Annotated in this window: 25 protein-coding genes; 17 read left to right on the plus strand and 8 right to left on the minus strand. The window is 57.1% G+C overall.

Features of this window, described 5'->3' with window-relative positions:
* Nucleotides 1-43: 43 nt before the first annotated feature.
* Nucleotides 44-982: an ATP-grasp domain-containing protein gene (locus ACQ66M_RS15800; RefSeq protein ID WP_350172110.1), complete on the minus strand. Its 939-nt coding sequence runs from the start codon at nt 980-982 to the stop codon at nt 44-46.
* A gap of 48 nt (nt 983-1030) precedes the next feature.
* On the opposite strand from ACQ66M_RS15800, the gene ACQ66M_RS15805 reads away from it, so the two are divergent.
* Nucleotides 1031-2029 (plus strand): adenosine kinase, encoded by a 999-nt coding sequence (locus ACQ66M_RS15805; RefSeq protein WP_350172112.1) that lies wholly within the window; start codon nt 1031-1033, stop codon nt 2027-2029.
* Nucleotides 2030-2136: 107 nt separating this feature from the next.
* On the plus strand, nt 2137-2475 hold the full coding sequence (locus ACQ66M_RS15810; protein ID WP_350172114.1) for a winged helix-turn-helix transcriptional regulator: 339 nt from the start codon (nt 2137-2139) through the stop codon (nt 2473-2475).
* A 10-nt stretch (nt 2476-2485) separates the two neighbouring features.
* Here the strand turns inward: ACQ66M_RS15810 and hslU are convergent, their stop codons facing one another.
* Together hslU and hslV are read right to left on the minus strand one after the other, a co-directional pair.
* On the minus strand, nt 2486-3790 hold the full coding sequence (gene hslU, locus ACQ66M_RS15815; protein WP_350172116.1) for an ATP-dependent protease ATPase subunit HslU: 1305 nt from the start codon (nt 3788-3790) through the stop codon (nt 2486-2488).
* Nucleotides 3791-3831: 41 nt separating this feature from the next.
* Nucleotides 3832-4389: an ATP-dependent protease subunit HslV gene (hslV, locus tag ACQ66M_RS15820; RefSeq protein WP_350172118.1), complete on the minus strand. Its 558-nt coding sequence runs from the start codon at nt 4387-4389 to the stop codon at nt 3832-3834.
* 131 nt (nt 4390-4520) lie between these two features.
* Between hslV and pstC the strand changes: the two genes are divergently transcribed.
* Genes pstC through phoB form a run of 5 tightly spaced genes read left to right on the plus strand, consistent with a single transcriptional unit; the run spans nt 4521 to nt 9752 of the window.
* Nucleotides 4521-5936: a phosphate ABC transporter permease subunit PstC gene (pstC, locus tag ACQ66M_RS15825; RefSeq protein WP_350172120.1), complete on the plus strand. Its 1416-nt coding sequence runs from the start codon at nt 4521-4523 to the stop codon at nt 5934-5936.
* A complete protein-coding gene (pstA, locus tag ACQ66M_RS15830) occupies nt 5929-7509 on the plus strand; it encodes a phosphate ABC transporter permease PstA (RefSeq protein ID WP_430404984.1) in 1581 nt (526 codons plus the stop codon). Before pstC ends, pstA begins: the two co-directional genes overlap by 8 nt.
* Before the next feature lie 11 nt (nt 7510-7520).
* Nucleotides 7521-8339: a phosphate ABC transporter ATP-binding protein PstB gene (gene pstB / locus ACQ66M_RS15835; protein ID WP_430405189.1), complete on the plus strand. Its 819-nt coding sequence runs from the start codon at nt 7521-7523 to the stop codon at nt 8337-8339.
* Between the two features lie 10 nt (nt 8340-8349).
* Complete coding sequence (gene phoU, locus ACQ66M_RS15840) at nt 8350-9042, plus strand: phosphate signaling complex protein PhoU (RefSeq protein WP_350172126.1); 693 nt, start codon at nt 8350-8352, stop codon at nt 9040-9042.
* 23 nt (nt 9043-9065) lie between these two features.
* Nucleotides 9066-9752, plus strand: a complete 687-nt coding sequence (gene phoB / locus ACQ66M_RS15845; protein WP_045697447.1) for a phosphate regulon transcriptional regulator PhoB — start codon at nt 9066-9068, stop codon at nt 9750-9752.
* On the opposite strand, the gene ACQ66M_RS15850 is transcribed toward phoB, so the two are convergent.
* Complete coding sequence (locus tag ACQ66M_RS15850; protein WP_350172129.1) at nt 9749-10453, minus strand: dienelactone hydrolase family protein; 705 nt, start codon at nt 10451-10453, stop codon at nt 9749-9751. The genes phoB and ACQ66M_RS15850 overlap by 4 nt on opposite strands.
* 140 nt (nt 10454-10593) lie before the next feature.
* On the opposite strand from ACQ66M_RS15850, the gene ACQ66M_RS15855 reads away from it, so the two are divergent.
* The gene (locus ACQ66M_RS15855) at nt 10594-11436 is read left to right on the plus strand and encodes a phasin family protein (RefSeq protein ID WP_350172131.1); all 843 of its coding nucleotides are present in this window, start codon (nt 10594-10596) and stop codon (nt 11434-11436) included.
* A gap of 47 nt (nt 11437-11483) precedes the next feature.
* Here ACQ66M_RS15855 and ACQ66M_RS15860 read toward each other — a convergent pair whose 3' ends face one another.
* A complete protein-coding gene (locus tag ACQ66M_RS15860) occupies nt 11484-12116 on the minus strand; it encodes a TetR/AcrR family transcriptional regulator (protein WP_350172133.1) in 633 nt (210 codons plus the stop codon).
* A 154-nt stretch (nt 12117-12270) separates the two neighbouring features.
* On the opposite strand from ACQ66M_RS15860, the gene ACQ66M_RS15865 reads away from it, so the two are divergent.
* Both ACQ66M_RS15865 and ACQ66M_RS15870 read left to right on the plus strand, forming a co-directional pair.
* The gene (locus ACQ66M_RS15865) at nt 12271-13959 is read left to right on the plus strand and encodes an alpha/beta fold hydrolase (RefSeq protein WP_350172135.1); all 1689 of its coding nucleotides are present in this window, start codon (nt 12271-12273) and stop codon (nt 13957-13959) included.
* A 37-nt stretch (nt 13960-13996) separates the two neighbouring features.
* A complete protein-coding gene (locus ACQ66M_RS15870; RefSeq protein ID WP_350172137.1) occupies nt 13997-14839 on the plus strand; it encodes an alpha/beta fold hydrolase in 843 nt (280 codons plus the stop codon).
* Here ACQ66M_RS15870 and ACQ66M_RS15875 read toward each other — a convergent pair.
* Complete coding sequence (locus tag ACQ66M_RS15875) at nt 14836-16413, minus strand: AMP-binding protein (RefSeq protein WP_350172139.1); 1578 nt, start codon at nt 16411-16413, stop codon at nt 14836-14838. The genes ACQ66M_RS15870 and ACQ66M_RS15875 overlap by 4 nt on opposite strands.
* 149 nt (nt 16414-16562) lie before the next feature.
* On the opposite strand from ACQ66M_RS15875, the gene lipA reads away from it, so the two are divergent.
* Both lipA and ACQ66M_RS15885 read left to right on the plus strand, forming a co-directional pair.
* Nucleotides 16563-17534 carry a lipoyl synthase gene (lipA, locus tag ACQ66M_RS15880; protein ID WP_350172141.1) on the plus strand — a complete coding sequence of 324 codons (972 nt, stop codon included), beginning with the start codon at nt 16563-16565 and terminating at the stop codon, nt 17532-17534.
* Between the two features lies 1 nt (nt 17535).
* A complete protein-coding gene (locus ACQ66M_RS15885) occupies nt 17536-18012 on the plus strand; it encodes a type II toxin-antitoxin system RatA family toxin (protein ID WP_350172143.1) in 477 nt (158 codons plus the stop codon).
* Here ACQ66M_RS15885 and ACQ66M_RS15890 read toward each other — a convergent pair.
* Both ACQ66M_RS15890 and ACQ66M_RS15895 read right to left on the minus strand, forming a co-directional pair.
* Nucleotides 17990-18481, minus strand: a complete 492-nt coding sequence (locus tag ACQ66M_RS15890) for a CinA family protein (RefSeq protein ID WP_350172145.1) — start codon at nt 18479-18481, stop codon at nt 17990-17992. The genes ACQ66M_RS15885 and ACQ66M_RS15890 overlap by 23 nt on opposite strands.
* Nucleotides 18482-18490: 9 nt before the next feature.
* A complete protein-coding gene (locus ACQ66M_RS15895) occupies nt 18491-19633 on the minus strand; it encodes a bifunctional 2-C-methyl-D-erythritol 4-phosphate cytidylyltransferase/2-C-methyl-D-erythritol 2,4-cyclodiphosphate synthase (protein ID WP_430404986.1) in 1143 nt (380 codons plus the stop codon).
* A 63-nt stretch (nt 19634-19696) separates the two neighbouring features.
* Here ACQ66M_RS15895 and ACQ66M_RS15900 point away from each other — a divergent pair, with 63 nt between their 5' ends.
* From ACQ66M_RS15900 to ACQ66M_RS15920, 5 genes are all read left to right on the plus strand, one after another.
* On the plus strand, nt 19697-20743 hold the full coding sequence (locus ACQ66M_RS15900; RefSeq protein WP_350172149.1) for a tRNA dihydrouridine synthase: 1047 nt from the start codon (nt 19697-19699) through the stop codon (nt 20741-20743).
* A 32-nt stretch (nt 20744-20775) separates the two neighbouring features.
* Entirely contained in the window at nt 20776-21819 is a 1044-nt protein-coding gene (locus ACQ66M_RS15905; RefSeq protein ID WP_350216417.1) for a two-component system sensor histidine kinase NtrB, read from the plus strand.
* Nucleotides 21809-23185: a sigma 54-interacting transcriptional regulator gene (locus ACQ66M_RS15910; protein ID WP_350172153.1), complete on the plus strand. Its 1377-nt coding sequence runs from the start codon at nt 21809-21811 to the stop codon at nt 23183-23185. The genes ACQ66M_RS15905 and ACQ66M_RS15910 overlap by 11 nt, the downstream gene beginning before the upstream one ends.
* Nucleotides 23186-23305: 120 nt before the next feature.
* Nucleotides 23306-25582 carry an ATP-binding protein gene (locus tag ACQ66M_RS15915; protein ID WP_430404988.1) on the plus strand — a complete coding sequence of 759 codons (2277 nt, stop codon included), beginning with the start codon at nt 23306-23308 and terminating at the stop codon, nt 25580-25582.
* Nucleotides 25573-26961, plus strand: coding sequence for a sigma-54-dependent transcriptional regulator (locus tag ACQ66M_RS15920; protein ID WP_350172157.1), 1389 nt, complete (start codon nt 25573-25575; stop codon nt 26959-26961). The genes ACQ66M_RS15915 and ACQ66M_RS15920 overlap by 10 nt, the downstream gene beginning before the upstream one ends.
* The last annotated feature ends 1 nt before the right edge of the window (nt 26962 follow it).

Below are 26962 nucleotides of genomic sequence, written 5' to 3' on the forward strand. Positions count from 1 at the left end.
TGAGATGATGGGTCGGGTCGGACGAGCTCACGATCATTTTCGATCATGTGAGTTGGGTGTGTAATCCTAATGATTCCGGTCTCATGCGCCGCACAATCGCAGAGGCCATTTTGGTGCCAAGATTGGGGCCCTCGATCGGGTAAAGATAGGGTTCAATCAGTTCCAGCTCCATGAGAAGCAGGTTCCCTTCAGGCGCTCGGAGCATATCTACTCGGCCGTAAAGCGGTACCGCTTCCATGGTCGCAATCACTGCCTGCGCAGAAGCAAGGTCAGCGGTTGAGGGGGTGAGGGTCTGCTCGCTCCCGCCATAGGCTGACTGTATGCGATAGTCACCCAACGCTGCGCGTTTAACGAGGGCATGACTGAACTCACCGTCGATGAAAATGAAACTGATCTCGCCTTCGTCCTGAATCATCTTCATAAACGGCTGAGCCATCATGGCGTGCGGCATGTCAGGGACCGGGCCGCCGCGCGTCAGACGATGCTGGTCCTTAGCTCCGGCGCCCACCTGGCGCTTGAACACAAGATCATCACTTCCAAGTAAGTCGAAGGCGCTCTCGACATCCTTTCGCGTGACACTATCGAGCCAAAGAGTCGGGATGAGCTCTGCGCCTTTCGCCTCAAGATGTCTGAGATAGGTTTTCCTTATATTCCAGCGAACCAGTTCTGGCGGATTGAAAAGCCTGGTCTGCTGGCCAATTCTTTCGAGGGTTGCAAGGAATTCGTCCATCCGGTCCCAATAGTCCCACGTGGTTCCGATGACCGCAGCGTCAAAAGATGCCCAGTCAGCCTCCTCATCATCCCAGGAAATGTCGATGAGTGTCATGCCTTGCGCCGCAAACGCCGGAACAAGCGCATTCATCATGTAATCGTGCTCGAAGGCATCACTTCGCCGTATATCGGAACCGGGCAGGGTGACGCGGGAGGCAAGATAGGCGATCTTCATGCCTGCCCATTTAGCATGCGATGTAGTTGCGTCCATCTGTCTTGTCTGGCAATCGGCGGTTTGGAAAACCAAGGCTAAGTAATCATGACTTCCACCCGTTTTGACGTTGTCGGTTTGGGCAATGCGATCGTCGACATCCTCTCGCGTGCAGATGATGCTTTTCTTGAGAAGTGGGGCATCCAGAAGGATGCGATGAATTTGATCGATGAGCCCCGCGCTCACGCGCTGACTGCTGAGGCGAAGAACCCGGTCGTCACATCTGGTGGCAGCGGCGCGAACACGATAGCTGGCATTGCGAGCTTTGGCGGCAACGCGGCTTATATCGGCAAAACCGCGAATGACGATCTGGGGCGACAGTTCCGTGCGGAATTGACGAGCACGGGGGTGCCCTTTGCGACGCATCCGCTGGACAGCGGACCTGCTACTGCTCGCTGCATCATCTTCGTCAATGACGACGGCGCACGGAGCATGAACACGTTTCTTGGTGCATCGGTCCTGTTCTCAAAGGATGATGTTGACGAGGATGTGGTCCGGGCGGGGAAGATCCTCTATCTTGAAGGCTATCTTTTCGACAAGGACGACGCCAAGACCGCGTTTGTTCACGCATCAGAGATTGCGAAAGCCGCCGGTCGCCTCGTCTCGCTGACGCTGTCGGACAGCTTCTGCGTCGACCGGCACCGTGAAAGCTTCCTGCATCTTGTGCAGAACCATGTTGATATTCTCTTTGCCAATGAAGAGGAACTCCTTTCGCTCTATCAGACGCGAGACTTCGACGAAGCCATCTCGCGCCTTCAGGCAGATACGGCGATCGCCGCCGTTACGCGAAGTGAGAAAGGCTCCGTTGTGATTGGTGATGGTGAGCCGATTGTGATCCCGGCGGAACCGGTTGCCAAAGTTGTCGATACAACGGGTGCCGGCGATCAATATGCAGCGGGCTTCCTGTTCGGATACGCCAAGGGCCTGCCGCTGGCGACGTGCGCGCGTCTCGGGCATATTGCGGCAGCGGAAGTGATCAGCCACTTTGGGCCAAGACCTGAGGTTTCGCTCGCACGTCTCGCGATGGCCGCCGGAATTGATGCCTGACCACTTATGGGCGTTACGCCTGACAGAGCCAGACCGAGGTACAGCGCTTCCGAATCGTGATTGAGTGCTGTTTCGGAACTCCAACTGGTTTGCGAGGTGGTTGGCCCATGAAATGGTCGGAACTTTCAGACAATTGGTGCCCTGTGGCGCGGACACTGTCGGTCCTCGGCGATCGGTGGACCCTGTTGATACTTCGCGACTGTTTCCTTGGATTGTCGCGTTTTGAGCAGTTTGCCGATTCGAGCGGCATGACACGGCACGTTCTGACCGACAGGCTGAGGCGCCTGGTTGACGCCAGTATACTCGAAAAGCAGGCCTATTCCGACGCCCCGAAGCGATACGACTACGTTCTCACGGAAAAGGGAATGGAGCTGGCGCCCGCCCTGATGACGCTTCGGGACTGGGGTAAGAAACACTTGCCGGTCCGCCGCGCGACATCGCCGTGAGCGTTCGAACCTAGAGTATGAATTTCGACAGATCTGCGTCACCGGCCAAGCCTGCGACCCGCTCGTTCACATAGTCGGCTGTGATCGTAATCGTTTCTCCGGATTTGTCGGGTGCTTCGAAACTAATCTCGTCCAGAAGGCGCTCCAGAACGGTCTGCAGCCGCCGCGCACCGATGTTTTCAACTGAGTTGTTCACGGCCTCTGCGAGATCGGCCAAACGGTCGATTGCCGCGTCCTCGAATTCGAGTGTGACATTTTCGGCGCCCATCAAGGCTTGATATTGCTTCACCAGACTGGCTTCCGGTTCGACAAGGATGCGGCGCAGGTCATCGCGTGACAAGGCTTCCAGCTCCACCCGAATTGGCAGACGGCCCTGTAGCTCTGGCAACAAGTCAGAGGGTTTGGAGACATGGAAGGCACCAGACGCAATAAACAGGATATGGTCTGTTTTCACGGTGCCGCGCTTGGTGGACACAGTGGTGCCCTCGATCAATGGCAGAAGGTCTCGCTGGACGCCTTCGCGGCTGACATCTGCGCCGCCGCGATCCTTGCGTGCGGCGACCTTGTCAATCTCGTCGAGGAACACGATGCCGTCTTGCTCGACAGAGTCCACCGCTTCGCGCACAATTGCGTCTTCATCCAGCAGCCGGTCCGCCTCTTCCTCCAGAAGTGGACGATAGGCTGCCTGCACGGTCGTACGGACGCGCTTGGTGCGCCCGCCCATCGCCTTGCCGAGCATGTCTGACAGATTGATCATACCCATCGACCCGCCTTGACCGGGAATGTCCATCATTTGCATTGGATTGGTGGTGTCCGAGAAATCGATATCGACTGGCTTGTCATCCAGCTCACCAGACCTGAGCTTGCGTCGAAAGGCTTCTCGCGTGGAGGCTTGAGCATCGGCGCCAACCAGGGCGTCGAGCAAGCGCTCTTCTGCTGCGTCCTGGGCTTGCTGGGCCACACCAGCCCGCTTCTGTTCCCGGACCATGCCGATAGCGGCTTCCACGAGATCTCTGATAATCTGCTCCACATCTCGGCCGACATAGCCGACCTCAGTGAATTTCGTGGCCTCGACTTTTAGGAACGGGGCATTGGCCAGTTTCGCGAGTCGCCTTGATACTTCAGTCTTGCCGACACCGGTCGGCCCGATCATCAGGATGTTTTTTGGCGTGATTTCGTTACGCAAGGCCTCAGGCGCCTGCTTGCGGCGCCAGCGGTTACGCAGGGCAATGGCCACGGCGCGCTTGGCACCATTCTGGCCAACAATGTGACGATCAAGTTCAGCAACGATTTCACGAGGTGTCAGGTTTTGCATTCGGGACTTTCAGGTCGGTCAGGATCAAAGAGCGGCGCGTTTCAGGTATCGAGCGTCTCGAGCGTGAAATTGGCATTTGTGTAAACGCAGATTTCGGCTGCGATCTGCATGGCCTTGCGCCCGATGACTTCGGCATCTGTTTCATAGTCATAGAGGCCACGGGCCGCCGCGAGCGCAAAATTACCCCCCGATCCGACGGCGACGACATTGTGCTCCGGCTCCAGGACGTCGCCTGAACCGGTGATGACCAGCGTGACATCCTTGTCGGCCACGATGAGCAGAGCCTCGAGCTTTTGCAGATATTTCTCGGTGCGCCAGTCCTTGGCCAGCTCCACGGCCGCGCGCTGCAACTGGCCAGGATGACGCTCCAGTTTCGCTTCCAGGCGCTCGAACAGCGTGAAGGCATCCGCCGTGGCGCCGGCAAATCCCGCGAGGATATCTCCGCCCGCAATGCGTCGCACCTTGCGTGCGTTACCCTTCATGATGGTTTGGCCCATGGAGACCTGACCATCGCTCAACATAGCCAGTTTTCCGGATTTTCGAACGGCCAGGATCGTCGTTCCGTGCCAGATGGCGTCAGATTGCGCATACTGTTTCATGTCACGAGATGTGGCTGATAAGGCCGAGCGGCGCAAGACATGTGCGGTCATCTGTCCTGAGTGCACCCACTGTCACAGAATTGTCGTGGAGCAGCATTAAAGGGGCATCATAAACGGGGAATTCGGACTGGATGTTTCAGCAGCTCGGCCATTTGCCCATGGGTTGGTTGATGCTCGCATTGCTCGCAATGCTCGCGTCAGGCGCCTTTTTTGTGGGGCGCGTTCAGGCCGAGCAGTTTTCGGGCGCTGCGGCCTCTCGAATGCACTCGCGCCCCAACTATCATGGCTACTTCGTTGCGATGTGGACATTCGTGCCCGCCCTGGTCGTGACACTGGGATACGGCCTTCTGGGCGAGGGCATTGTGCGCTCGCAGCTCGTGAACGAACTACCGGCCAATTTCCGGGAGATGCCAGGTGTTGAACTTGGCGTTTACCTGGACGCCGTGTCGCGTGCAGCGGTCCAGAATGCCTATACCGGCGCCGACCGTGTCTTCTCAGCGATCACGAACCGCTATCTGGAGATCCAGGGCGTGGTGAAACTGAGTGCGATAGCCTTGGCATTGCTGTGTGCGACTGTTGGTTTCGTGCTGGCCAGGCGCCGAATCGTGCCCGGCTTTCGCGCGCGAAATCGCGTTGAGTCCGGCATTGAACTCATGCTGTTTCTCTGCGCGGCCATCGCAATTGCGACAACTGTCGGAATCATTGCGTCGCTTCTCTATGAAAGCCTGAGGTTCTTTGCCGAGATTCCGTTCTGGGATTTCCTGTTTGGAACGCGGTGGAACGCGCAAACCAGTGCCGAATTTGGTGCTTTGCCGCTATTCTTTGGCACGTTCATGATAGCGCTGATCGCAATGTTGATCGCAGCACCGGTTGGCTTGTTCGCGGCAATATATCTTTCAGAATATGCGGGCCCAAAAGTGCGTAGCTGGGTCAAGCCGGTCCTCGAAATTCTCGCCGGCATTCCCACGGTCGTGTATGGCTTTTTCGCGCTGCTTGTCGTGGCGCCGTCCATCCGCTCTCTGGCCGTCTGGATCAATACAACACTCATGTCATCCGGGTTGACAAGCGAGCCATTGCTCGCCGCGCAGCCGACGAGCGCGCTCGCTGCCGGTCTTGTCATGGGGATCATGGTAATCCCGTTCGTGTCATCCCTTTCTGATGACGTGATCAATGCGGTGCCGCAGACCTTGCGCGATGCCGCATACGCAATGGGCGCAACCAAGTCGGAAACCGTCAAGCATGTTGTATTGCCCGCCGCATTGCCGGGGATCATAGCGTCGCTCCTGCTGGCCGTCTCGCGTGCAATTGGTGAGACCATGATTGTCGTCATGGCGGCCGGCCAGCGGGCCAGAATTTCTGCCGACCCAACCGCAGACCTGACGACGATTACAGTCCAGATCGTGGCACTTCTCACCGGAGAAACAGAATTCGACAGTCCCAAAACCCTGTCTGCCTTCGCGCTTGGTCTTGTCCTGTTTGCCGTCACGCTCGTGTTCAACCTGATCGCGCTTCGCGTCGTCCAGAAGTATCGGGAAAAATATGACTGACGTCGTGCAAGGTCCATTCAGGAACGAAGAAGCGTTGCGCCGCTTGAAAAAGCGGCGTGCCGCTGATGTCCGGTTCAGGGCCTATGGGCTGTCTGCGATCGCGTTCGCGTTGCTGGCCTTGTCGCTCTTGGTTGCATCAATTGGATATCAGGCCATTTCGGCAGCGACGTATCACGTCGTGAAATTCGACGTCATGCTCGATCCTGCGATTATTGCACCTGAAGGTGAGGACTCGCCTTCCGACATCTCCCGCAATGTTGATGGCTTCTATTCGCTGCTCCGGTCCGATTTGCTTGAGACCTTTCCGGACGCAGCAGATGATCGTCTTTCCCGGCTGCGTCTGGGTGATCTTGTCACGCGTCTCGCCGTCCTGCCGACGGCCCGATCTGTGGCTGAAAACCCCACGCGGGTTGGCCGCGAAATGAGGATCACTGTGCCTTTGAATGACGATCTGGACCTTTACCTGAAAGGTGCGATTTCGAGAGATGCCCGTGTCCGGATCGGCGAAATCGAGTCCGTTTCCGAGGTCACCGAAAACGAAGTTCGCTTGTCCGGTGCGTTAGCATTCCGGGGTCTTGAATCGCTGATGTCGACTTTAAGGGCAGACGAAGGAAGCACGGTAGATACACGCTCTATTCTCCTTACATCAGGTTCCGCCACAGGGCGTGTGACAAGCCTGGAATCGGGCGCTGCAAATATCACCATGCTCGCCGGCGCAATGGATGCGTTTCGGGGCGCGCGTCCTGTGGCGCGCATCATTGCGCTGCCTGAGACAGAGCGAAATGTGTCGGACCAGCAGATCGCGTGGACACTCGCGCTGAAGGATATGGGCCGCATTTCCCGCGTGCCTCATTTAAGCCTTTTGACCAATACTGACAGCACCTACCCCGAGATTGCCGGAGCGCTCGCGGCGATTGTCGGCTCATTGTTGACGATGCTCGTGACAGCGTTCATTGCCATTCCTGTCGGCATACTTGCTTCAATTTACCTTGAAGAGTTTGCCCCCCGTAATCGCCTGACAGAGATCATAGAGGTCAATATCAATAATCTGGCAGCTGTGCCGTCAATTGTCTTCGGTCTATTGGGTGCGGCTGTGTTTCTCGGCTTTTTCGGCCTGCCACGGTCTGCGCCATTGGTGGGCGGCCTTGTCCTCGCTCTCATGACGCTACCAACGATCATTATTGCGTCCCGTGCGGCATTGAAATCGGTGCCTCCCTCGATTCGTGCTGCTGCTTTGGGTGTTGGTGCATCGAAGATGCAGTCAGTCTTCCACCACGTTTTGCCCCTGGCCGGCCCAGGTATCCTGACTGGTGCCATACTCGGCATGGCGCGCGCACTGGGCGAAACGGCGCCGCTCCTGCTGATTGGCATGGTTGCGTTTGTCGCCGACGTTCCCGACAGTCCAACCGACGAAGCAACGGCTCTTCCTGTGCTGATCTTCAGCTGGTCCACCAATGCTGAGCGGGCATGGGAGCCGATGACGGCAGCCGTCATCGTGATCCTGCTGATATTCCTGGTTATAATGAATGGAATTGTCGTCTTGCTGCGGCGCCGGTTCGAACGGAGATGGTAATGGAAACGACAATCACTGAGAACCGCGAGAGCTCGCCGGCGGATCTGGATTTGGATCAGGGGCAGGGGCTCACCTTCCCCCGAATTGAGTGTCGTAACATCAATGTGTCCTATGGCGACAAGCAGGCGATTTTCGATATTTCGCTTTCGATTCCGGATCGCGCAGTGACTGCGTTGATTGGACCGTCCGGTTGCGGGAAATCGACTTTCCTGCGGTGCCTCAATCGCATGAATGACACGATCGAATCCTGCAAGGTGACAGGCGAAATCATCATGGATGGCGAGAACATCAACAACCCGGACATTGATCCGGTCTTGCTGCGGTCGCGTGTCGGCATGGTTTTCCAGAAGCCAAACCCGTTCCCGAAATCCATTTACGACAATATCGCTTATGGCCCACGCATTCATGGCCTGGCGAATTCGCGAGAGGATCTCGACGCAATGGTCGAGAAAAGCCTCCGGCGGGCCGGTCTCTGGAATGAAGTCAAAGACCGCCTGTCCTCACCCGGCAACAGCCTCTCCGGCGGTCAGCAACAACGCTTGTGCATTGCCCGCGCAATCGCCGTCAGGCCGGAAGTCATTCTGATGGACGAGCCTTGCTCGGCGCTCGACCCTGTCGCGACGGCCCGTATCGAGGAGCTGATCGATGAACTTAGAAAGCGCTACTGTATCGTCATCGTAACCCACTCTATGCAACAGGCGGCGCGCGTGTCGCAGCGCACAGCCTTCTTCCACCTGGGAGAGCTGGTCGAGATGGGTGACACCGACCAGATATTCACCAATCCGCAGGAGCGCCGCACTGAGGATTACATCACCGGTAGATTCGGCTAAGGTCTGGTTCATGTCTGATCATATTGTCTCCGCATTCACTGAAGAGCTCGACAAGCTTGCGGCTGATATCCTCCGCATGGGTGGCATCGTTGAGACCATGATCCTCGATGCCTGTTCGGCGTTGAACAAGAACGACGTTGATGTTGCGCGCGACGTGGTTGCGCGTGACGCGCAGGTCGACAAGCTCGAAGCCGAGGTGGAGAGACAGATTGTCAGCCTGATCGCCCGGCGCCAGCCAATGGCTCACGATCTGCGCGCCGTATTTTCCGCATTGAAAGTCGTGGGAGAGCTTGAGCGCATTGGCGATCTTTCCAAGAATATCGCCAAACGCACCCAGCGCCTTGACGAGAATGTGGGCGTGTCCATGCGCAAGGGCATTTTCCGCATGGCCGGTCCGGTGTCTCGCCAGCTCAACATGGTTCTCGACGCCTATGCGACCGGAAATGCTTCGGCGGCCAAGGCGGTTTGGGAAGGCGATGACGATATCGATCAGCATTACAACTCGCTGTTTCGTGAAATGCTGACCTACATGATCGAGGATCCGCGGACGATCGGGGCAGGGGCCCATATGCTTTTCATGGCCAAGAATCTCGAACGCATAGGCGATCACTGCACCAATATCGCAGAGTTTGTATATTTTCAGGCGACCGGAGAATACCTCTTGTCGACTGAGAGGCCCAAAACCCCCCAACTTGACGGCTGACGGCCGCATAAGAGGAATACAGTATGAAGCCCTTCGTGCTCATCGCAGAAGACGAGAGCGCCGTCTCCGAATTGCTGCTCTACAATCTTCAGAAGGAAGACTATGAAGTTGCCGTCGCAGCAGATGGCGAAGAGGCGCTGATGATGATCGATGAGCGCGCGCCCGATCTGCTCCTGCTCGACTGGATGTTGCCTAAGGTCAGCGGAATCGAAGTCTGCCGCCGCATTCGAAATGGTGGCGCCAACCCCAATATGCCAATTATCATGCTCACTGCCCGGGGTGAGGAAAGTGATCGGATTCGTGGCCTTGATACGGGTGCGGATGACTACGTCACCAAGCCATTTTCAACAACAGAACTCATGGCACGGGTACGCGCCGTCCTGCGCAGGATTCGTCCAGGCCTGAAGGAAGACAAGATTTCCGTCGGCGATATTGTCATTGACCGCGTTGCCCATCGGGTCATGCGCAATGATGGCGAAATTCACCTCGGCCCGACAGAGTTCCGTCTTCTTGATTATTTCATGCAGCATCCCGGCCGGGTCTTCTCGCGCGAGCAACTGCTTGATACCGTCTGGGGATCTGATGTTTATGTTGAGGCACGCACGGTTGATGTGCATGTCGGTCGGTTGCGCAAGGCGCTCCGGCAGGATGGCGGAGAAGATCCGATCCGGACCGTCCGTTCTGCCGGCTACGCCTTGCGCGGAAATTAGAACAGTTCGGCGAGGAACCTGGTCAGCGATGCGAAACTGCGTCTGTCTGCATCCGCGCTGTAAACCGTTCCCATGTTGGCGTCATTGGCCCCCTGCGTCGTGAAGGCATGCATGGCCTGTCCGTGTGCGTGCAGTTGCCAGTCGGCGCCGGCCCCATCCATTTCCTTGGCGATCGACAGGACGTCGTCCGGCGTGGCCATCGGGTCTTGCCAGCCATGTTCGATCAACACTTTCGCCTTGATCTTGGGAGAAGGGAGGTTTTCGGCTGGCCGAAAAAGACCGTGAAACGAGCATACGCCCAGCACATCATGACCTGCGCGAGCCATATCGAGCACGCTCAGTCCTCCGAAACAGTAACCAATCGCTGCCGCCTTCGCCGCGTTGACACCGTCCTGGGCCTTGGCGACGGCAAGTCCGCCGGCCAGCCGCTTCTGCAGCTCAGCGCGATCGCCCACCAGCGGGTTCATCAATGCCTGGCACTGCTCGACGCTCTCGCCACGCTTGCCCTTGCCATAGACATCCATGGCAAATGCCGCATATCCCAACTCGTTCGCAATCGCCTGCGCCTTTTGCTTCTCGTTATCGCCGAGCCCGCCCCAGGCATGTGCGATGATCACGAGTGGAAGATCTGACTTTCCGGCGGGTCGTACGAAAAAGCCCTCATACGTCGTGCCGTCTACTTCATAATCAACTGCGCTCATTGCGGTATTCCTCTCCTGGTTTCTGCAGCCAGATACACGACAAACGCGGCGGTGTTTCAACCCCGGCAGCGATTAGTATGCGCTTTCTAGACTTGTTCCCTATTTCTGGTCCCATCGAACAACCACGAAGGAGCCACACAATGGCAAAGTCGAAATCGAAAGAAAAAACCAAAGCCCGCGCCAAGGCGGAAAAAGTCGGCAAGGCGATAGAGGCCAATTCTGCCGACATGGCCCACAAGATCTGGCTGGCGGGTGTTGGCGCCTACGGTAAGGCCTATGACAGCGCACTTGCGGGTGCGAATGTTCTCAACACCCAATCTGCCGAAGTGTTTGAAGACCTCGTCAAGCGCGGTGAAGAAATTGAAAGCGACGTGCGTTCGCGCCTTTCAGGCGACGAGCGTGTCCTGAAGGCTGGGCAGCAAATGGCGAAAGCTGCAGCGACTGCCCGTGAATTCCAGGTTCAGGCGCGCGATCAGTTCGAGGCTCGCATGGACCGCATGCGTGATTTGCTCGGCGTCAAAGGCCTCGGCACCAAGGGCGAGAAAATTCACAAGAAGCTCGACAAGCTTGAGGATGAAGTGTCCGAACTGGCTGCAAAGGCGAAAGGCGCAACTGGTGATGTGAACCTTAAGGCGCGCCTTGCACGTCTGACAGCTGAGATCGAAGCGGTTGCTGGTGAGACAGGTGCGGACGTCGCCAAAACGGCCAAAAAGGCTGCGAAGAAGACATCTGCCGCGGTCAAACAGGCCGTCGCTCCAAAATCCGAGGCCAAAGCCAAGACGGTCGCTGCTGACGATCTCTCCATGATTGCGGGCGTCGGTCCGGCTATGGCGAAGAAACTCGCTGCAGAAGGAATCACTACTTATGCGCAGATTGCCGCTTTGACGAAAGCAGATGCCGCCGCGCTTGATGACAAGATCGGTGCGCGTGGCCGGATCACCCGGGATAACTGGGTGAAGCAGGCAAAAGTCCTGAAGAAATAGGGCTGCCGAAACAGATGGGCCGTCTCAGAACGAGGCGGCCCGTTTCTTTACCCTGAAACGGATTCGTAGTGATCGATCATTCGCGTGAGCGTATCAAAGCCAGCCGTGCCCATATAGGGGACCATCAGACACATGACCTGGAACACGGTTTTGTGGATGAGCGCCGGGCCGTCATGCGCTGCTGATCCGATCGCGTCATTTGCGAGCCAGAACGTGATCGACATCATGATCTGGTCTGTAAGTGCCGTTTCCAGACGGGGATCTAGCTGCAACACGTCGCTTTGGGATAGATCGTGAAGAACCCGCGTTATTGTGCGCCGCTTCTCGGCGACAAGGGCCCGGAATTTGACGGAAAGATCGGGGTACCGATCAAGCAGAACACCAAGGTCCCGGTAGAAGAAGCGAAAATCATAGATCTCTTCGAGGATGATGTAGAGATAGACCCAATTATCCTCGATGGATGTCACGCCACCTTTCGAGCCGCGCAATATGATACGCATTTCATCTTCAAAGGCACTGTAGAGGGCCCGGATTATCGCATCCTTGCCCTTGAAGTGATAATATAGATTACCAGGACTGATATCGAGCGCGTTTGAAATATCGACAGCCGTCTGTGGCGCCTCTCCTTCCTCGTTGAAGAGAAGCAAGCTGACTTGAAGGATACGATCGCGTGTTTTCATGGGTTAACTTGTAGTTTGACATGCAATTATCACTATGGAACGAATTTTGTTTCAAAGTTTACAAGTCTCTCTTTCCGAAATCGAAAGAGAAAATAGCTAAGTCGGCAGCGTGGTCCTTGTGTCCGCGAAAGACCGGCACACTGGGAGGACGACAATGCCAACACCACAGGAAGAGATCGCGAGGAATGCGGCTGAGAGCACGACGGCTCTTAATCCGCTCATGGGTGGGATCAACCGACAGGAGCTGCTGGGCGCCGTAGCCATGATGTTGCGGTCGACCATGACCAATCCGGTGACGACTGCCAGGACAGCCGGAAAGATCACGGCGGAGAATGCCAAAATCCTCATGGGCAAGTCTGATCGCAAGTCCGACCGCAAGGATCGCCGCTTTCAGGACCCGGCATGGGAGCATAACCCATTCTACAAACGAGGTATGCAGGCATACCTCGCTACCCAGGCGCACCTGAATGACTGGGTAGGCGAGCTCAAGATGAGCGAGCTGGAGCATGCCCGCGCCAAGTTTGTGATGGGCATGATCACCGATGCAATGGCGCCTACAAATACGCTTGTTGGAAACCCTGCAGCCACGAAGCGAGTCGTCGACTCGGGTGGCCTATCGCTGCTCAAGGGGCTTCAGAACCTCTACACTGACCTGACAAAGAATGGCGGCATGCCGTCGCAAGTGGACAAGCGCCCCTTCAAGGTAGGAGAGAACCTTGCGACGTCTGCAGGGTCTGTTGTCTGGAAAAACGACATGCTGGAACTTATCCAGTATGCACCAACAAGCGAGAAGGTGCACAAAACACCGATCCTGATCATTCCTCCACAGATCAACAAGTATTACGCCAACGATCTGACACCACATACATCCATCGTTCAGTTCCTGTTATCGCAAGAGCTTCAGCCGTTCATCGTGTCTTGGCGCAATCCGACCAGGAAGCATGCTGACTGGGGTCTGTCTGACTATGTCGACAGTCTCGTTCAGGCCAGCGAGGTCATTCGGAAGATCACGAAATCTCAGAAGATCAATGTTGGCGGTGCCTGTTCAGGCGGAATCACGACCGCAACGTTTGCGAGCCTTCTGGCCGCCGCTGACGATAAGCGGATCAACGCGCTTACCTTCATGGTCTGCGTGCTCAACCCGCAGCGTGACGACAGCGATCTCGGACAGATTGTTTCTGATGGCAGCCTCGAGATCGCCCGCAAGTATTCGCGGCGCAAGGGCATTCTCAAGGGCGACGACCTGGCGCGCATGTTCGCCTGGATGCGGCCCAACGATCTCATCTGGAACTATGTCGTCAACAACTACCTGATGGGAGAAGATCCGCCTCCATATGACGTTCTTTTCTGGAACAATGATACGACCAACCTGCCAGCTCAGCTTCATTCCGACTTTCTTGATTTCGGTCTGAACCAGCCTTTCGACAATCCGGGTGAGGTCGACATTGCCGGACACAAGGCAGACCTGACCAAGGTAACGTGCGACTCGTTCGTTGTTGCCGGCCTGACTGACCACATCACGCCCTGGAAGGCGTGCTACAGAACCCCGGCCCTGCTTGGGTCTGAAAATATCGAATTCGTCCTGTCGTCCAGCGGACACCTGCAATCCCTCATAAACCCCCCCGGAAATCCAAAGGCGAAATATTTCCGCAACTCGGAAATCAAGCCAACGGCTGATGAATGGGCTGCAACGGCCGAAGAGCATGCTGGCTCCTGGTGGCCGCTATGGGGTGAATGGCTCAAGGAGCGCTCAGGCGCCCTCAAGGTGGCGCCCAAGTCTTGTGGTAGTGAGGCCTTCCCCCCACTTTATGCGGCTCCGGGCAAGTACGTCTTCGACGAATAAGGCCCTCGAACTGTCGAAACGACAAAGGAACCAGATCATGGCCGCATCAGAACCGCGTCCCCGGATTACCATGCAGGACGTTGACGGCGTCCTGTTGCGCACGGCCTTCTGGGCGGCCCGGAGTAACGAAGGCAAGCGCCCCCTGCTTTTTTTCAACGGAATCGGTGCCAATCTGGAACTGACCCACGCGCTCGGAGACATGTTTCCTGATCGCGACATTATCACGTTCGATGTGCCCGGCGTGGGCAAGAGCCCCGTCACGCAATGGCCCTACCGCCCGTGGATGCTTGCCCGCTGGGCGCGCAAGCTCCTTGACCAGTTTGGCATTGACGAAGTCGACGTCATGGGCGTGTCCTGGGGCGGTGCGCTCGCACAACAGTTCGCCTTCCAGTACCGCAACCGTGTCGGCAAGCTCATCCTTTGCGCAACGACCGCCGGCATGACCATGGTGCCGGGCAAACCGGCTTCGCTGTCCAAGATGGTCGATGCTCGCCGCTACACAGACCCGAACTATATGCGTGATAACTTCGCGACGCTGTATGGCGATGAGGCCGACGCCCAGGCTGGCGAACATATTACACGCCTGATGCCACCTGACCCCAAGGGCTATATCTTTCAGCTACTGGCCTTCATCGGATGGTCCAGCCTGCCATTCATTCGCTTCCTGCGCATGCCGGCGCTGGTCATGATGGGGGACAATGACTCAATTGTCCCGCTTGCAAATGGCCATATCCTGAAAGTCGCGCTACCGAATTCACGGCTACACGTCGTGGAAGGGGGCGGGCATTTGTTTCTAGTGACGCGCGCAGCTGAGACAGCCAGCATAATCAAGGAATTCCTCGCAGAAGACGACGCGGCGCCGGCACAGGCTGCCGCCTAGCGTTCCATCAGGTCTTCTGCCTGAGCCTTAACGGCCGCATAGTCGATTTTTCCTGTTCCCAGAACGGCGATCTCGGGCACATGGAACACGCGGCGAGGCACAGACAGTTCGGGGACGCCGTGGTTCTTGGCCCAGGCCAGAATGTCCTCACGATTGCAGGCTTCAGAGTCGCTGAGCAGAATGACCTGCTCCCCCTTGCGCGGGTCAGGCATGGTTACGGCGGCATGCAGATTGTCCGGCCACACGGCGCTGGCGCAGTTCTCGACAACCGCCAGTGACACCATCTCACCGCCGATCTTGGCAAAGCGTTTGACGCGACCCTGTATGCGGATAAACCCTTCATCGTCGATCGCGACAATATCGCCCGTATCGTGCCAACCGCCTTCTGGCCGCTCGAGGACGCCGGGGCGCGCGGGGCGCAGGTAGCCCAGCATGATATTCGGTCCCTTGATGTGCAGGCGTCCGCCATCAGTGATGCCGTCGACCGGCACCAATCGGGATTCCATGTCCGCCATCAGCTTGCCCACCGTGCCGGGCTTGTTGTGTTCCCACTGATTGGCGGCCACAACAGGCGACGCTTCGGTAGCGCCGTAGCCTTCCAAAATTTCGATTTCAAATTTACGCCGCACCAGTGCTCGGGTCTCGTCTTTTACGCGTTCTGCTCCGCACACGGCCAGCCTGATCGAGCTCAGGTCGCCATCAGCGCCGGTGCGGGCATACTGGGAAATGAATGTGTCGGTTGCAAGCAGTATCGTTGAGCCATTGCTCCGTATACGCTTTACTATCTCACGAGGCTGCAACGGGGTGGGGTGGAACATGACCTGTATGCCCGCCACGATAGGCAGGATGGCTCCGACGGTCAGCCCGAAGCAGTGGAACGTGGGCAGGGGGTTGAAGACCTTGTCCGTCTCGGCGCTCAGGCCTATGTGAGCCCGCACTTGTTCGACATTCGCCATGACGTTTTCGTGGCTGAGAACAACACCCTTTGGTTCGCCTTCAGTGCCTGAAGTGAAAAGAATAACCCCAGGGGATTTGTAGCGCGGCTTGGGTCGGATGAGGCCCGGCATGACTGGTCCCAGAACAGCCGCCAGCTTGTTTGCAAGTGTCAGCGCTTCACGGACATCTTCGAGGTAGACAATTTCTGCAGCAGTGCTGAGGTCGGTGATCAGGGATTCCAGCCCCGCCAGTTCGACGAACTTGTGCGCCGTCACAATGCGCTTCACGCCAGCCGCTTGCATAGCACTTTTCAGGTTCGCCGACCCAGCCGTGAAGTTCAGCATGGCGGGCGTGCGGTCATAGGCGCTCAGCGCGTAGAACGCGATAATGGCACCGGCACCTGTCGGCAGCATAACGCCGATGGCTTCACCGCGTTTCGTGTTCTTTCTCAAGGCTGCGCCCAGGCCGAAGGCGGCCCGGATGATTTCCTTGTAGGTTAGCTCGCGATCGTCTCCATCGATAACAATGACCTTGTCAGCGCCAAACTCGTGCTTTGCGCGCAGGAGCGCTGAAAACAGGTCGATATGCGTGCGTGCTGACCGATACGCAATCGGTGATGGAATGGTCACACTGGTCATCAGGGGCCCTTTGACTTGGTGAGGTCGGCCTCACTTTTGTAACATTTTGTCACGTAAGGACACACGTGCAATAGAGAATGCAAGTTTGCATATGCACTCTGCGCTGCAATTGTCTTGATGAATCAGGCGCTCGCGTCCATCTTGCCAACATGGCCACACTCATCGATCTCACGCCGTCCGGGCGCAAACACCGTCACCCGGAGAAGCAGTCGCGTCCTGACACACCGATTCTGCGCAAGCCAGACTGGATCCGCGTCAAGGCGCCCACCTCGGCAGGATATGCGCAAACGCGTGAACTTGTGAAATCGAAAGGCCTCATAACAGTCTGCGAGGAAGCCAGCTGCCCCAATATCGGCGAATGCTGGGAGAAAAAGCACGCAACCATGATGATTCTGGGTGACGTTTGCACACGCGCCTGCTCGTTCTGCAATGTATCTACCGGCAAACCACTCGCAGGCGTTGACACTGACGAACCGCGCCGCGTGGCAGAAGCTGTCGCAGAAATGGGCCTGGAGCACGTCGTCATAACATCCGTTGACCGCGACGATCTTGAAGATGGCGGTGCGATGCATTTTGTTCACGTCATTGAAGCGATCCGGTCGGCAGCGCCGCGCACGACAATCGAGATTCTGACACCGGATTTCCTGCGCAAGAATGGCTGGGAAAACCGGGTCATTGACGCTCGTCCCGATGTCTTCAATCACAATCTTGAGACGGTGCCGCGGCTGTATCTGAGCATCCGCCCCGGCGCGCGCTATTTCCACTCACTCCGCCTGCTCCAGAAGGTGAAGGATCGCGATCCCTCGCAATTTACCAAATCGGGCCTGATGGTTGGCTTGGGCGAGACAAAGGAAGAAGTCATGCAGGTCATGGATGACATGCGCTCAGCCGGTGTCGATTTCCTTACAATTGGGCAATATCTCCAGCCAACCCGCAAGCATGCTGCGATAGACCGCTTTGTCACGCCCGATGAGTTCAGGGCGATGGAAGAGATCGCGCGGGCGAAGGGCTTCCTCATGGTGTCAGCCACGCCGCTGACGCGTTCCAGCTACCATGCCGGCGAGGACTTTGCCCAGATGCGCGCCGCTCGCGAGGCCAAGCTCGCAGGTTTGCCGGCCTGATATGCCCCGGTTTTCTAAATCGGTTCGCGTGCCGTATTCAAAGCTGCAGGCCTTTAATCTGGTTTCGGATATTGCGAGTTATCCGGACTTCATCAAATGGATCACGGCCATGCGTGTGTCCGAAGTGAGAACGGATGAAGCCGGTATTCGACATTCCAGGGGCGATGCCGTTGTCGGTTTCAAGGGGTTTGTCGAACGGTTCGCGACAAGCGTGGTGGCTGACCCGCTGGCGGGTACGGTCGTCGCCAGTCTGATCAAGGGGCCATTCCGCAGGCTGCACGCGCAATGGAGCATCATACCGCTGGAACGCGGGGGAACGGATATTGCGCTGGAGATCGACTACGAGTTTCGCAACGTGTTAATTGCCATGCTGGCGGCCGCCAATCACGATATCGCTGTTGATCGCATCATGAGCGCTTTCCTGGTCGAGGCGCAAAATAGATACGGACAGGCGCCTATCGCATCTGCACCTGAATAAGGTTCAGCGCGGATTCAACCGAGGCCATTCGTACTTGAGAGCGGCCGATATCACCTAGTTGCAGCATTTCATGCACGACAGCCCGGTTTTCCCGGGCGCAGGCAACATGTACCGTGCCGACTGGTTTCATACGCGTCCCGCCGCCGGGGCCCGCTACGCCTGTTATGGCGACTGCGATATTGGCCCGGCTCGCCTCAAGGGCACCTTCCGCCATCATTCTCGCTACCGGTTCAGACACAGCGCCATAATCGGCGATGACGTCCCCGGCTATACCCAGCATCTCCTCCTTGGCGCGGTTGGTATAGGTGACGAATCCGCGCTCGAACACGCTCGACGATCCGGGAATGTCGGTGAACAGGGCGGCCAGCAGCCCGCCCGTGCAGCTTTCAGCAGTGCAAATCTTGAGACGCGCCTGTTCGGCGTCGTCGAGTATCAGCATGGCGAGATTTCTAAGGCGATCTGGAAACATGGTGAAAGTCTAGCGCGCAGGGGTCAAAGGCACCAGCACCGCAATCGCTTCGGCCGCAATTCCCTCGCGTCTTCCGGTGAAGCCCAGACCTTCTGTCGTTGTCGCTTTCACGCTGACCGCCTGCAATGGCAGTCCCAGCAGTTCGGCTGTTCGTTGGCGCATGGCTTCGCGATGCGGTTTCACCTTGGGCGTTTCGCAGATGACGGTGATATCGCAGCTGGTCACCGCATAGCCTTCCGTCTCTGCCAGTCTGACAGACTCCTTGAGAAAAATGGCGCTGTCTGCATTCTTCCATTTGGCGTCGGATGGCGGGAAGTGGTCGCCGATGTCGCCGAGGGCAACCGCACCGAGAATGGCGTCCGTTAACGCGTGCCAGGCGGCATCGGCATCGGAGTGGCCCTTAAGTTTGCGATCGTGCGGGATCGCGACGCCGCACAATGTAACATGGTCGCCGGGCTCGAAAGTATGAACGTCGAAACCTTTTCCAACGCGTGGTACAGATGTGAAGGGGCTGAGCAGTCTGGCGACCATGTCGAAGTCCTCGGGAAAGGTAATCTTGTGAAGGCGTTCGTCTCCCGGAATCAGCTTCACCTGCGCGCCTGTCGCTTCCATCGCCGCGATATCGTCGACCAGGGCGGCTGGCGCCGCGTCGAGTGCGGCCCGGATGGATCCCAGGCGAAACGCTTGCGGCGTCTGTACCCGCGACAGGCCCTCCCGCGGAACCGTGACCAGCTTTCCGTCTCGGACTGCCTTAAGAGCATCCGAAACCGGCAGGGCAGGGGCAACGGCGTCTGCGGTGCTGAGCGCCCCGAGCAGGGAAGAGATCATGTCCTGGGACAGTCCCGGCCGCGCTGCGTCGTGGATGAGGACGGGAGTGTCGGTTGGCAAATCCAGTGCGGCAAGGCCGTTGCGGACCGATTGGGTCCGTGTTGCCCCACCGGGCACCCTGACCACCCCGACATCACGACCAGCTGGCACACTCCCGACAGGCGTTACCACCACGATCGCCCCCACGCCCGGGTGCGCTCTAAATGCCTCAATCGACCAATCAAGTACCTGCCGCCCAAGGAGGCGTTCGTATTGCTTGGGAGCATCGCGTCCGGACCGCGATCCTTTGCCCCCCGCAACGATTATTGCAGCTGCCAGTGTCATCTCCGGCTTTCTAGGCGAGACTGGCAATTCTGACCATAGAACTTTGATCAGATGTTTTTTTGCATGGGTGCGCGTCTTTTGTGCACTTGCGAAGAAAGAAAAAACCGGAACAATAGCATTATGACTGTTTTTCAGGCACCCAAGGTCTGGCTGGCCCCCATGTCGGGAGCGACCGACGCGCCAATGCGACGGCAAGCCGTGCGCTTCGGCGCGCCGGCTGTTGTGTCTGAAATGGTGGCGAGCGAAACGCTGGTTTCGGAGCGTGCCGACATGGTTCGCCGGACGTGCCGTCATGATGGTGCCGGTTATTGGATTGTCCAATTGGCGGCGCGCCGTCCTGCTGACATGTATGCCGGCTCAGCGCTGATGAGGGATGCAGGCGTCGACGTTATCGACATCAACATGGGTTGCCCGTCCAAACAGGTTACCGGGGGGCAATCGGGATCGGCACTTATGCAGGATATTCCATTGGCTACCCGCATTATTGAATCGGCTCTCGCTGGGGCGAACGGCACGCCAGTCACGCTCAAAATGAGGCTCGGCTGGGATGACGACAATCTGAATGCACCTGAGCTTGCGTGTATTGCTGAAGCGTTGGGTGTCCAAATGATCACCGTTCACGGTCGCACCCGTTGCCAGTTCTACAAGGGTTCAGCCGACTGGACGGCGGTCCGGAGCACGGTCGAGGCTGTTTCCCTTCCCGTGATCGTCAATGGCGACATTTGTTCTCTGGAGACTGCGGAACAGGCACTTGCACATTCCGGTGCCCATGGTGTGATGATCGGCAGGGCTGCAATGGGGAAACCATGGCTGGCTGGCCAAATCGCCGAAGGCCTTTCCGGCAAGGCGGCCACCGCGCCGAGCCTGGATATCCAGGTCGACAGCCTGTGCGAGCAGATACGCGATTCCGTTGCCTTGTATGGAACGTCCCTGGGTGTGAGGATGGTTCGCAAGCACGTATCGGCCGCCATCGAGTGTCTGAAAATTCCGCTGTCCGAACACCGTCGAAGATCTCTTCGTGCGCAGATGTGCCAGATCATCGATCCAGAGCACCTCATCTCGTCATTGCGTGTCCTTTACCTGAAACCCCAACTGCTTGAGGCAGCATAGAGATGGCCCCCCTTGCAACCCTGAAGCCGCCAATGCTTGGTGAAATATCCCCTGTGGCGCTTGTCCTGATCGACTCCCGTCGCCGCGTTCTCGAGGCGAACCCGGCCGCAGAGTCATTATTGAAAATGTCACGGCGCGCTCTGGCAGGGCGTCCGCTGAGCGAAGTTATCTATCATGACTCGCCTCTGTTCGAACTTGTTGATCGTGCGCAAAGGCAGTCCGGGGACATCACCGCACCTGGAACACCCATTGCGGGGCCCGGGATGCATTCAAGAGTCATCTGCGACATTCGCATCCGGAGCGCCGACCGCGGCGGTTTCATCATTGCACTATCCGAGACGCCAGCGCGGGAGAGCAGCGATTCTGTCGCGGGCGCTGCAGGGTTCGGCCGAATACTGGGGCACGAGGTCAAGAACCCGCTTGCTGGCATTATCGGCGCTGCGCAATTGCTGGATCGTCAGGGCAAGCCTGACCAGAGTGAGTTGCTTGATATCATCAAGGACGAAGCCCGGCGGATTGAGCGGTTGGTAAATCGTCTGTCGGCGTTTGAACTGTTCTCGGCGCCGCGTTTGCAACCTCTGAACATTCATGCGTTGCTCGACAAGATTTTCGCTGCCGAGCGGGCCGCCATCGGGCCGTCCGTAACATTTAATCGCGAGTTTGACCCGTCTCTTCCGGATATCATGGGAGACGCTGATCACCTGCAACAGGCGTTTCACAACATTATTCGCAACGCCGCCGAAGCAGCCATTGATGGCGGCGGGCAAGGAAAAGTCACGATCCGCACCGCCTACGCCGCAGGCTTGTCAATGAAGCAGGCGCGTCTCGGCGCAGGACTGCGCCGAGCGATGCTCGTATCTATCGAAGACGACGGTGTCGGAATTCCGCGTGAGCGGCAGGCGACGATATTCGATGTTTTTCAAAGCTCTAAGTCGGGCGCACGTGGATTGGGGCTGTCCATTGTCAGTGAGGTCATCATGGCTCATGGCGGTCATATCAGGGTAGACAGCGAGCCGGGAATGACCCGGTTCACGGTTCTGTTGCCCCTTGGAGATGGAGCAGACCGTGGCAGATAAGACTGTACTTCTGGCAGAAGATGACGCGAGCATACGATTGGTCGTAAACCAGACACTTGTTGCCGCTGGTTATGATGTTCGCGCAACCAGTTCGACCGATGCTCTCGAACGTTGGGTGCGCAATGGCGAAGGCGATGTTGTCGTGACGGATGTGTACCTTGGTGACACGTCAATTTTCGACCTCCTCCCATCCTTGAAGCTTGCTCGCCCGGAACTGCCATTCATTGTGATGAGCGGGCAGAACACGATCCTGACGGCCGCATCTGCAGCCGAGCATGGTGCTTTCGACTACATTCCCAAGCCGTTCGACATCGACGTCTTGTCCAGCCTCGTCCAGCGGGCGCTGAAGTCCGCTCCGAAAACATCCAGCCGATCGATCAATCCGGAAGCCCAAAAGGCGATCAGTGATGCCGGTTTGCCTTTGATCGGAAGGTCCGATGCAATGCAGGAGGTCTACCGGATCATTGCCAAGGTCATGAACACCGAGTTGACTGTTCTGGTTGAAGGTGAAAGCGGCACAGGCAAGGAACTCGCGGCACGCGCCGTCCACCAGTTGGGCGCAGCCAAAGCTGGGCAGTTCGTTGCGCTGGATCTGGCGGCTTTGCCGGCGGGCGAGATCAACAGGGAACTCTTTGGAACGAATGGGGAAGGTGGAGCCGTTCAGCTTAAGGGCGGCACACTCTATCTTGATGAGATTGGCGACTTGCCGGCCGAAGCACAGACTCAGCTTGTGAAGCTGTTGAGGGATTCCAGTGGCGCGCGTCTAATTGCATCGACCCGGCGCAATCTTGGACGCCTCGTGGAAGAGGGCAAGTTTCGTGAGGATCTCTACTACCGGCTGAACGTCGTTCGCCTGACCATGCCACCACTCAGATTGCGCAAGGAAGACATTCCGGAGCTGGCGAGGGCATTCCTGATCCGGGCCCAACGACAGGGATTGTCGGCAAAAACGCTCGACAAGTCCGCGCTTGACCTTCTGATGGCCTATGATTGGCCTGGCAATGTACGCGAGCTGGAAAACCTGATCCTTCGTCTTGCTGTGCTCAGTCCGGATGAGGCGATTACCCTTCGCGATGTCGAACGAGAGCTTCGCGCAGGTGCCAGCGAGCAAAAAGGGGTCAGCGCCGGATTGGAGAAAGACGTTGAGACCCTGCTGCATCGTTATGTGATGGGCGACCTGATCGCAGGTGGCGAATCGGAGGATTCTGCTGTGTATTCCCGCGTCATCGATCAGGTGGAACGGCCCCTGATCAAGCTCGCTTTATCCGTTACGGCCGGAAACAAGGTGAAGGCAGCCCAGCTACTGGGCATGAACAGAAATACGCTTCGGGCGAAAATCAACGCGCTTGGAATTGCAGAAGACTGATTGACGACACGACAAACTGTGCTTTTAGTGCACCACTGTTGCTGAACCGACACGAGTATGTGACGCGAAAGCGACGGGGCCGGGGTGGCCACTGTAGAGCAACGTCGAGTGTCGAACACATTGAGCCAGCAGGCAACGAAAGCAAGCTGGGCCCTTTTTGAGGGTCTCTTCATCATTGCTGCGCTCGTTGCTGTGTTTGCGACTTTTATCGCAATTTCGGGCGTGGACCCGGATAATCCCACGGCGGGTGCCACGCCATGGCTGCTTGGTTTGAATTTTGTGGTGATCATCGTCCTGGCTGTGATCGTGGCGCGGGAATACATCGCGATACAGGTCAGTGGTCGGGGAGAGGGCAAGGGGCGGCTCGCCAAACGGTTCGTATTGTTGTTCGGATTTTCGGCGCTGATACCGGCAATGATCGTTGCCCTGTTCATCGGCGCATTCATATCGCGTGGGCTCGACAACTGGCTCGGCGAGCGTGTCGATACGATCATGGAAAAGAACGCCCAGATTTTCCAGGATTATGTCAACAATTTTGAAGGTACATTTGATGTCGATCTCAGACTCGCGGCACTGGATATCGAGAACTTCGCGCGCGATGTGAAGGCGTCGCTTGCCGAGAGCGGATCGAATGACGAAATCAATGCCGAGAGCCTGGCAACGGATGCTTCGAAAGCATTCACCGATGGATTGCGGTCTGAACTTGGCTTTCGCGAGTTTCTCACAATTGCAGTTCTGGGTCCCGACGGTGTCGAACTCATCGCAGAGCAAAGCGTTCAGCAGCCTATTCTCGTCCCACCCCCGCAGTCGGCATTCAACGAAGCCAATACCGGGAACGTCGCAACGACGCTTTATGAAAATCGGGGAATCGCAACAGCATTGATCCGCATTGAGGAGCCATTGGATGGTTACGTCTATGCGGTCAAGAATTTCGACAAAAACGCGGCTGTTCAATTGCGCGAGGCCGAAGCGGCGCTTGCGCAGTATAATAATGCGAAACGGCGCAGCGGCCGTCTGCAATACATTTTTGCCATCGGCTACACACAGATTGCGGCCTTGATTCTGCTATTGGCCGCCAGGCTCGGACTCGAGGCGGCAGGCCGTATTACGGGACCCATCGGTCGATTGGCTGTCGCTGCGCACACTGTGCGGGAGGGCGATCTCACGGTGAGAGTGCCGGTATCCGGACCTCAAGATGAAGTGTATGCGTTGACCAACTCATTTAACGCAATGACCGAGCAGCTGGCCGAGCAGCGCAACGCCCTGATCCGGGCACGGGAAGTTGAGGAAGACCGCCGAAAATTCGTGGAAACGCTTCTGGCGGAGGTCAGTGCAGGCGTAATTCGCATGGACGGCGATATGATCATTACACTGGCGAACCGCTCGGCAGGTGAAGTGCTGGGTGTTTCCGAAATAACGCCAGGCCAGACTTTGGACGATATCGCTCCACTATTCGACCGATACGCGAGAGATACGCTGGAACGGATTGCGCCGGTCGATGCATCCCTCGACCTCAACATCAATGGTGAAGTTCGCCATATTCGCTTGAAGACCGCGCCGGACCCTGCGGGGGGCTGCGTCCTGACATTTGACGATACGACTCGACTGGTCAACGCTCAGAGGCAACTCGCGTGGCGAGACGTCGCGCGTCGAATTGCGCATGAGATCCGTAACCCACTAACCCCGATTATGCTGTCTACAGAGCGTATTCGACGGCGTTATGCGGGTTCGATCGATGATGCGGATGGTGTTTTTGATCGCTGCATCGAAACGATTCTTCGTCAGGTTGGAGACATTGGTCGAATGGTTGAGGAATTTTCGTCGTTCGCGCGCATGCCGAAGCCAAATGTTTCGCCCTTTGACATGCGGTCCCTGTTGCAGGGTACCGGGTTTTCCCAAAGCATGGTGTCGCCCGATGTCGAGATCGACTTTGAATCAAATGCAGACAAGGCAATCTATCGGGGTGACGAGAGGCTCCTTGGGCAAGCCTTTGGAAACCTGCTGAAAAACGCAGCTGAGGCAATCGAAGGATTGCCGGAAGACGCCGATGTGAATGGAAATATCCGTGTCGTCCTGAATGAAGACGAAAGAGGCCTCGAGGTAACGATTGAAGATAACGGTCCAGGTTTTCCGGAGGATGTCCGGGACCGCCTCCTTGAACCCTATGTGACGACACGCGAAAAAGGGACTGGTCTTGGCCTTGCGATCGTCAATCGTATCATCGCTGATCATGGGGGCTCAATTTCGCTCCAGAATCGCCTGGACGGCTTGCGCGGTGCGCGCGTCCGCGTCTGGCTTCCTGCAACGGGGTCGGCAGCGAATGAAAATAGAGATCCCGAAGAAGCGCAGAATTCTTCCTTGTTTGAACGTGTAGAGGAGTCGGCACCATGGCGTTAGATATTCTGGTTGTTGATGACGAGCCTGATATTCGTGAGCTTGTTGCCGGAGTGCTCGGTGATGAGGGCTATTCCGTCCGTACCGCAGAAACTGCTGAACGCGCGTTGGATGAAGTTCGCACACGGACCCCGCGACTTGTCATCCTAGACGTCTGGCTTCAGGGGAGCCAGATGGATGGCCTTTCGCTACTCAAATATTTGAAATCGATTGATCCATTCTTGCCGGTCATTGTCATCAGCGGGCACGGCAATATCGAAACGGCTGTCGCGGCGATCCGGAGAGGCGCTTACGATTTCATCGAAAAGCCTTTCAAAACTGACAGGCTGCTCCACCTCATAGAACGGGCGATCGAGTCCGCCGCTCTGAAATACGAGAATGCTGCCCTGAGAAACAGGGCCGGCGAAGACGAACACTGGATTGGCACCAGCCAGGCAGCCTCCAACCTGAGGTCGTCAATTGAAAAAGTGGCGCCGACAAATTCGCGGGTCATGATCAATGGTCCGGCGGGTGTCGGCAAAGAGCTCGCAGCGAGGCTCATTCATCGCAATTCGCTGCGTGATACCGGGCCATTTGTCGTCGTGAATGCGGCCAGCATCGCTCCGGATCAAATGGAAAGCGCGCTTTTTGGTGAGGAAGACCAGCAAGGCAGAACGGTCCGTGTGGGACTGTTCGAGAAGGCGCACAACGGCACGCTGCTGCTTGATGAAGTGGCTGACATGCCGCTTGGTACGCAGAACAAGATTTTGCGGGTCCTCACCGAGCAACGCTTCCAGCGTGTTGGCGGGCGTTCGGACGTAAGTGTGGACGTTCGGGTGATGTCGGCGACAACCAAGGATCTTCGCGTTGAAATCGAGGAAGGCAACTTTCGCGAAGACCTGTTTTACCGTTTGAGTGTCGTTCCCCTCAGGGTGCCATCGCTGACCGAGCGCCGCGACGACATTGCCGATCTGGTAAAATATTTCACTGATCGCATTGCAGATTCTTCTGGCCTGACCCCAAGGGCATTTTCCGAAGAAGCCATGGCAGTTCTTCAATCGATGGATTGGCCCGGCAATGTGCGGCAACTGCGCAATGTCGTCGAACGGATCCTTATTCTGTCTCCGTCAGACGCCAGTCGACCCGTTAGTGTTGATGAACTGCCAAAAGACACAGCGACCGGGGCGATGCAGAATGCGAAAGGCGGCTCTGCTGAGCTTGTTGGTTTGTCGTTACGCGATGCACGCGAGCAGTTTGAGCGTGAGTATTTGGCGCTTCAAATCACGCGGTTTAACGGAAACATCTCCCGAACCGCCGAATTCATAGGAATGGAACGCTCTGCGCTGCACAGAAAATTAAAGGCTTTGGGTGTAGCGTCCGGCCTTTCTCGTCAGGATGGTTGAA

Origin of the sequence: Hyphomonas sp., assembly GCF_965284475.1 — a bacterium.
GTDB lineage: Bacteria > Pseudomonadota > Alphaproteobacteria > Caulobacterales > Hyphomonadaceae > Hyphomonas.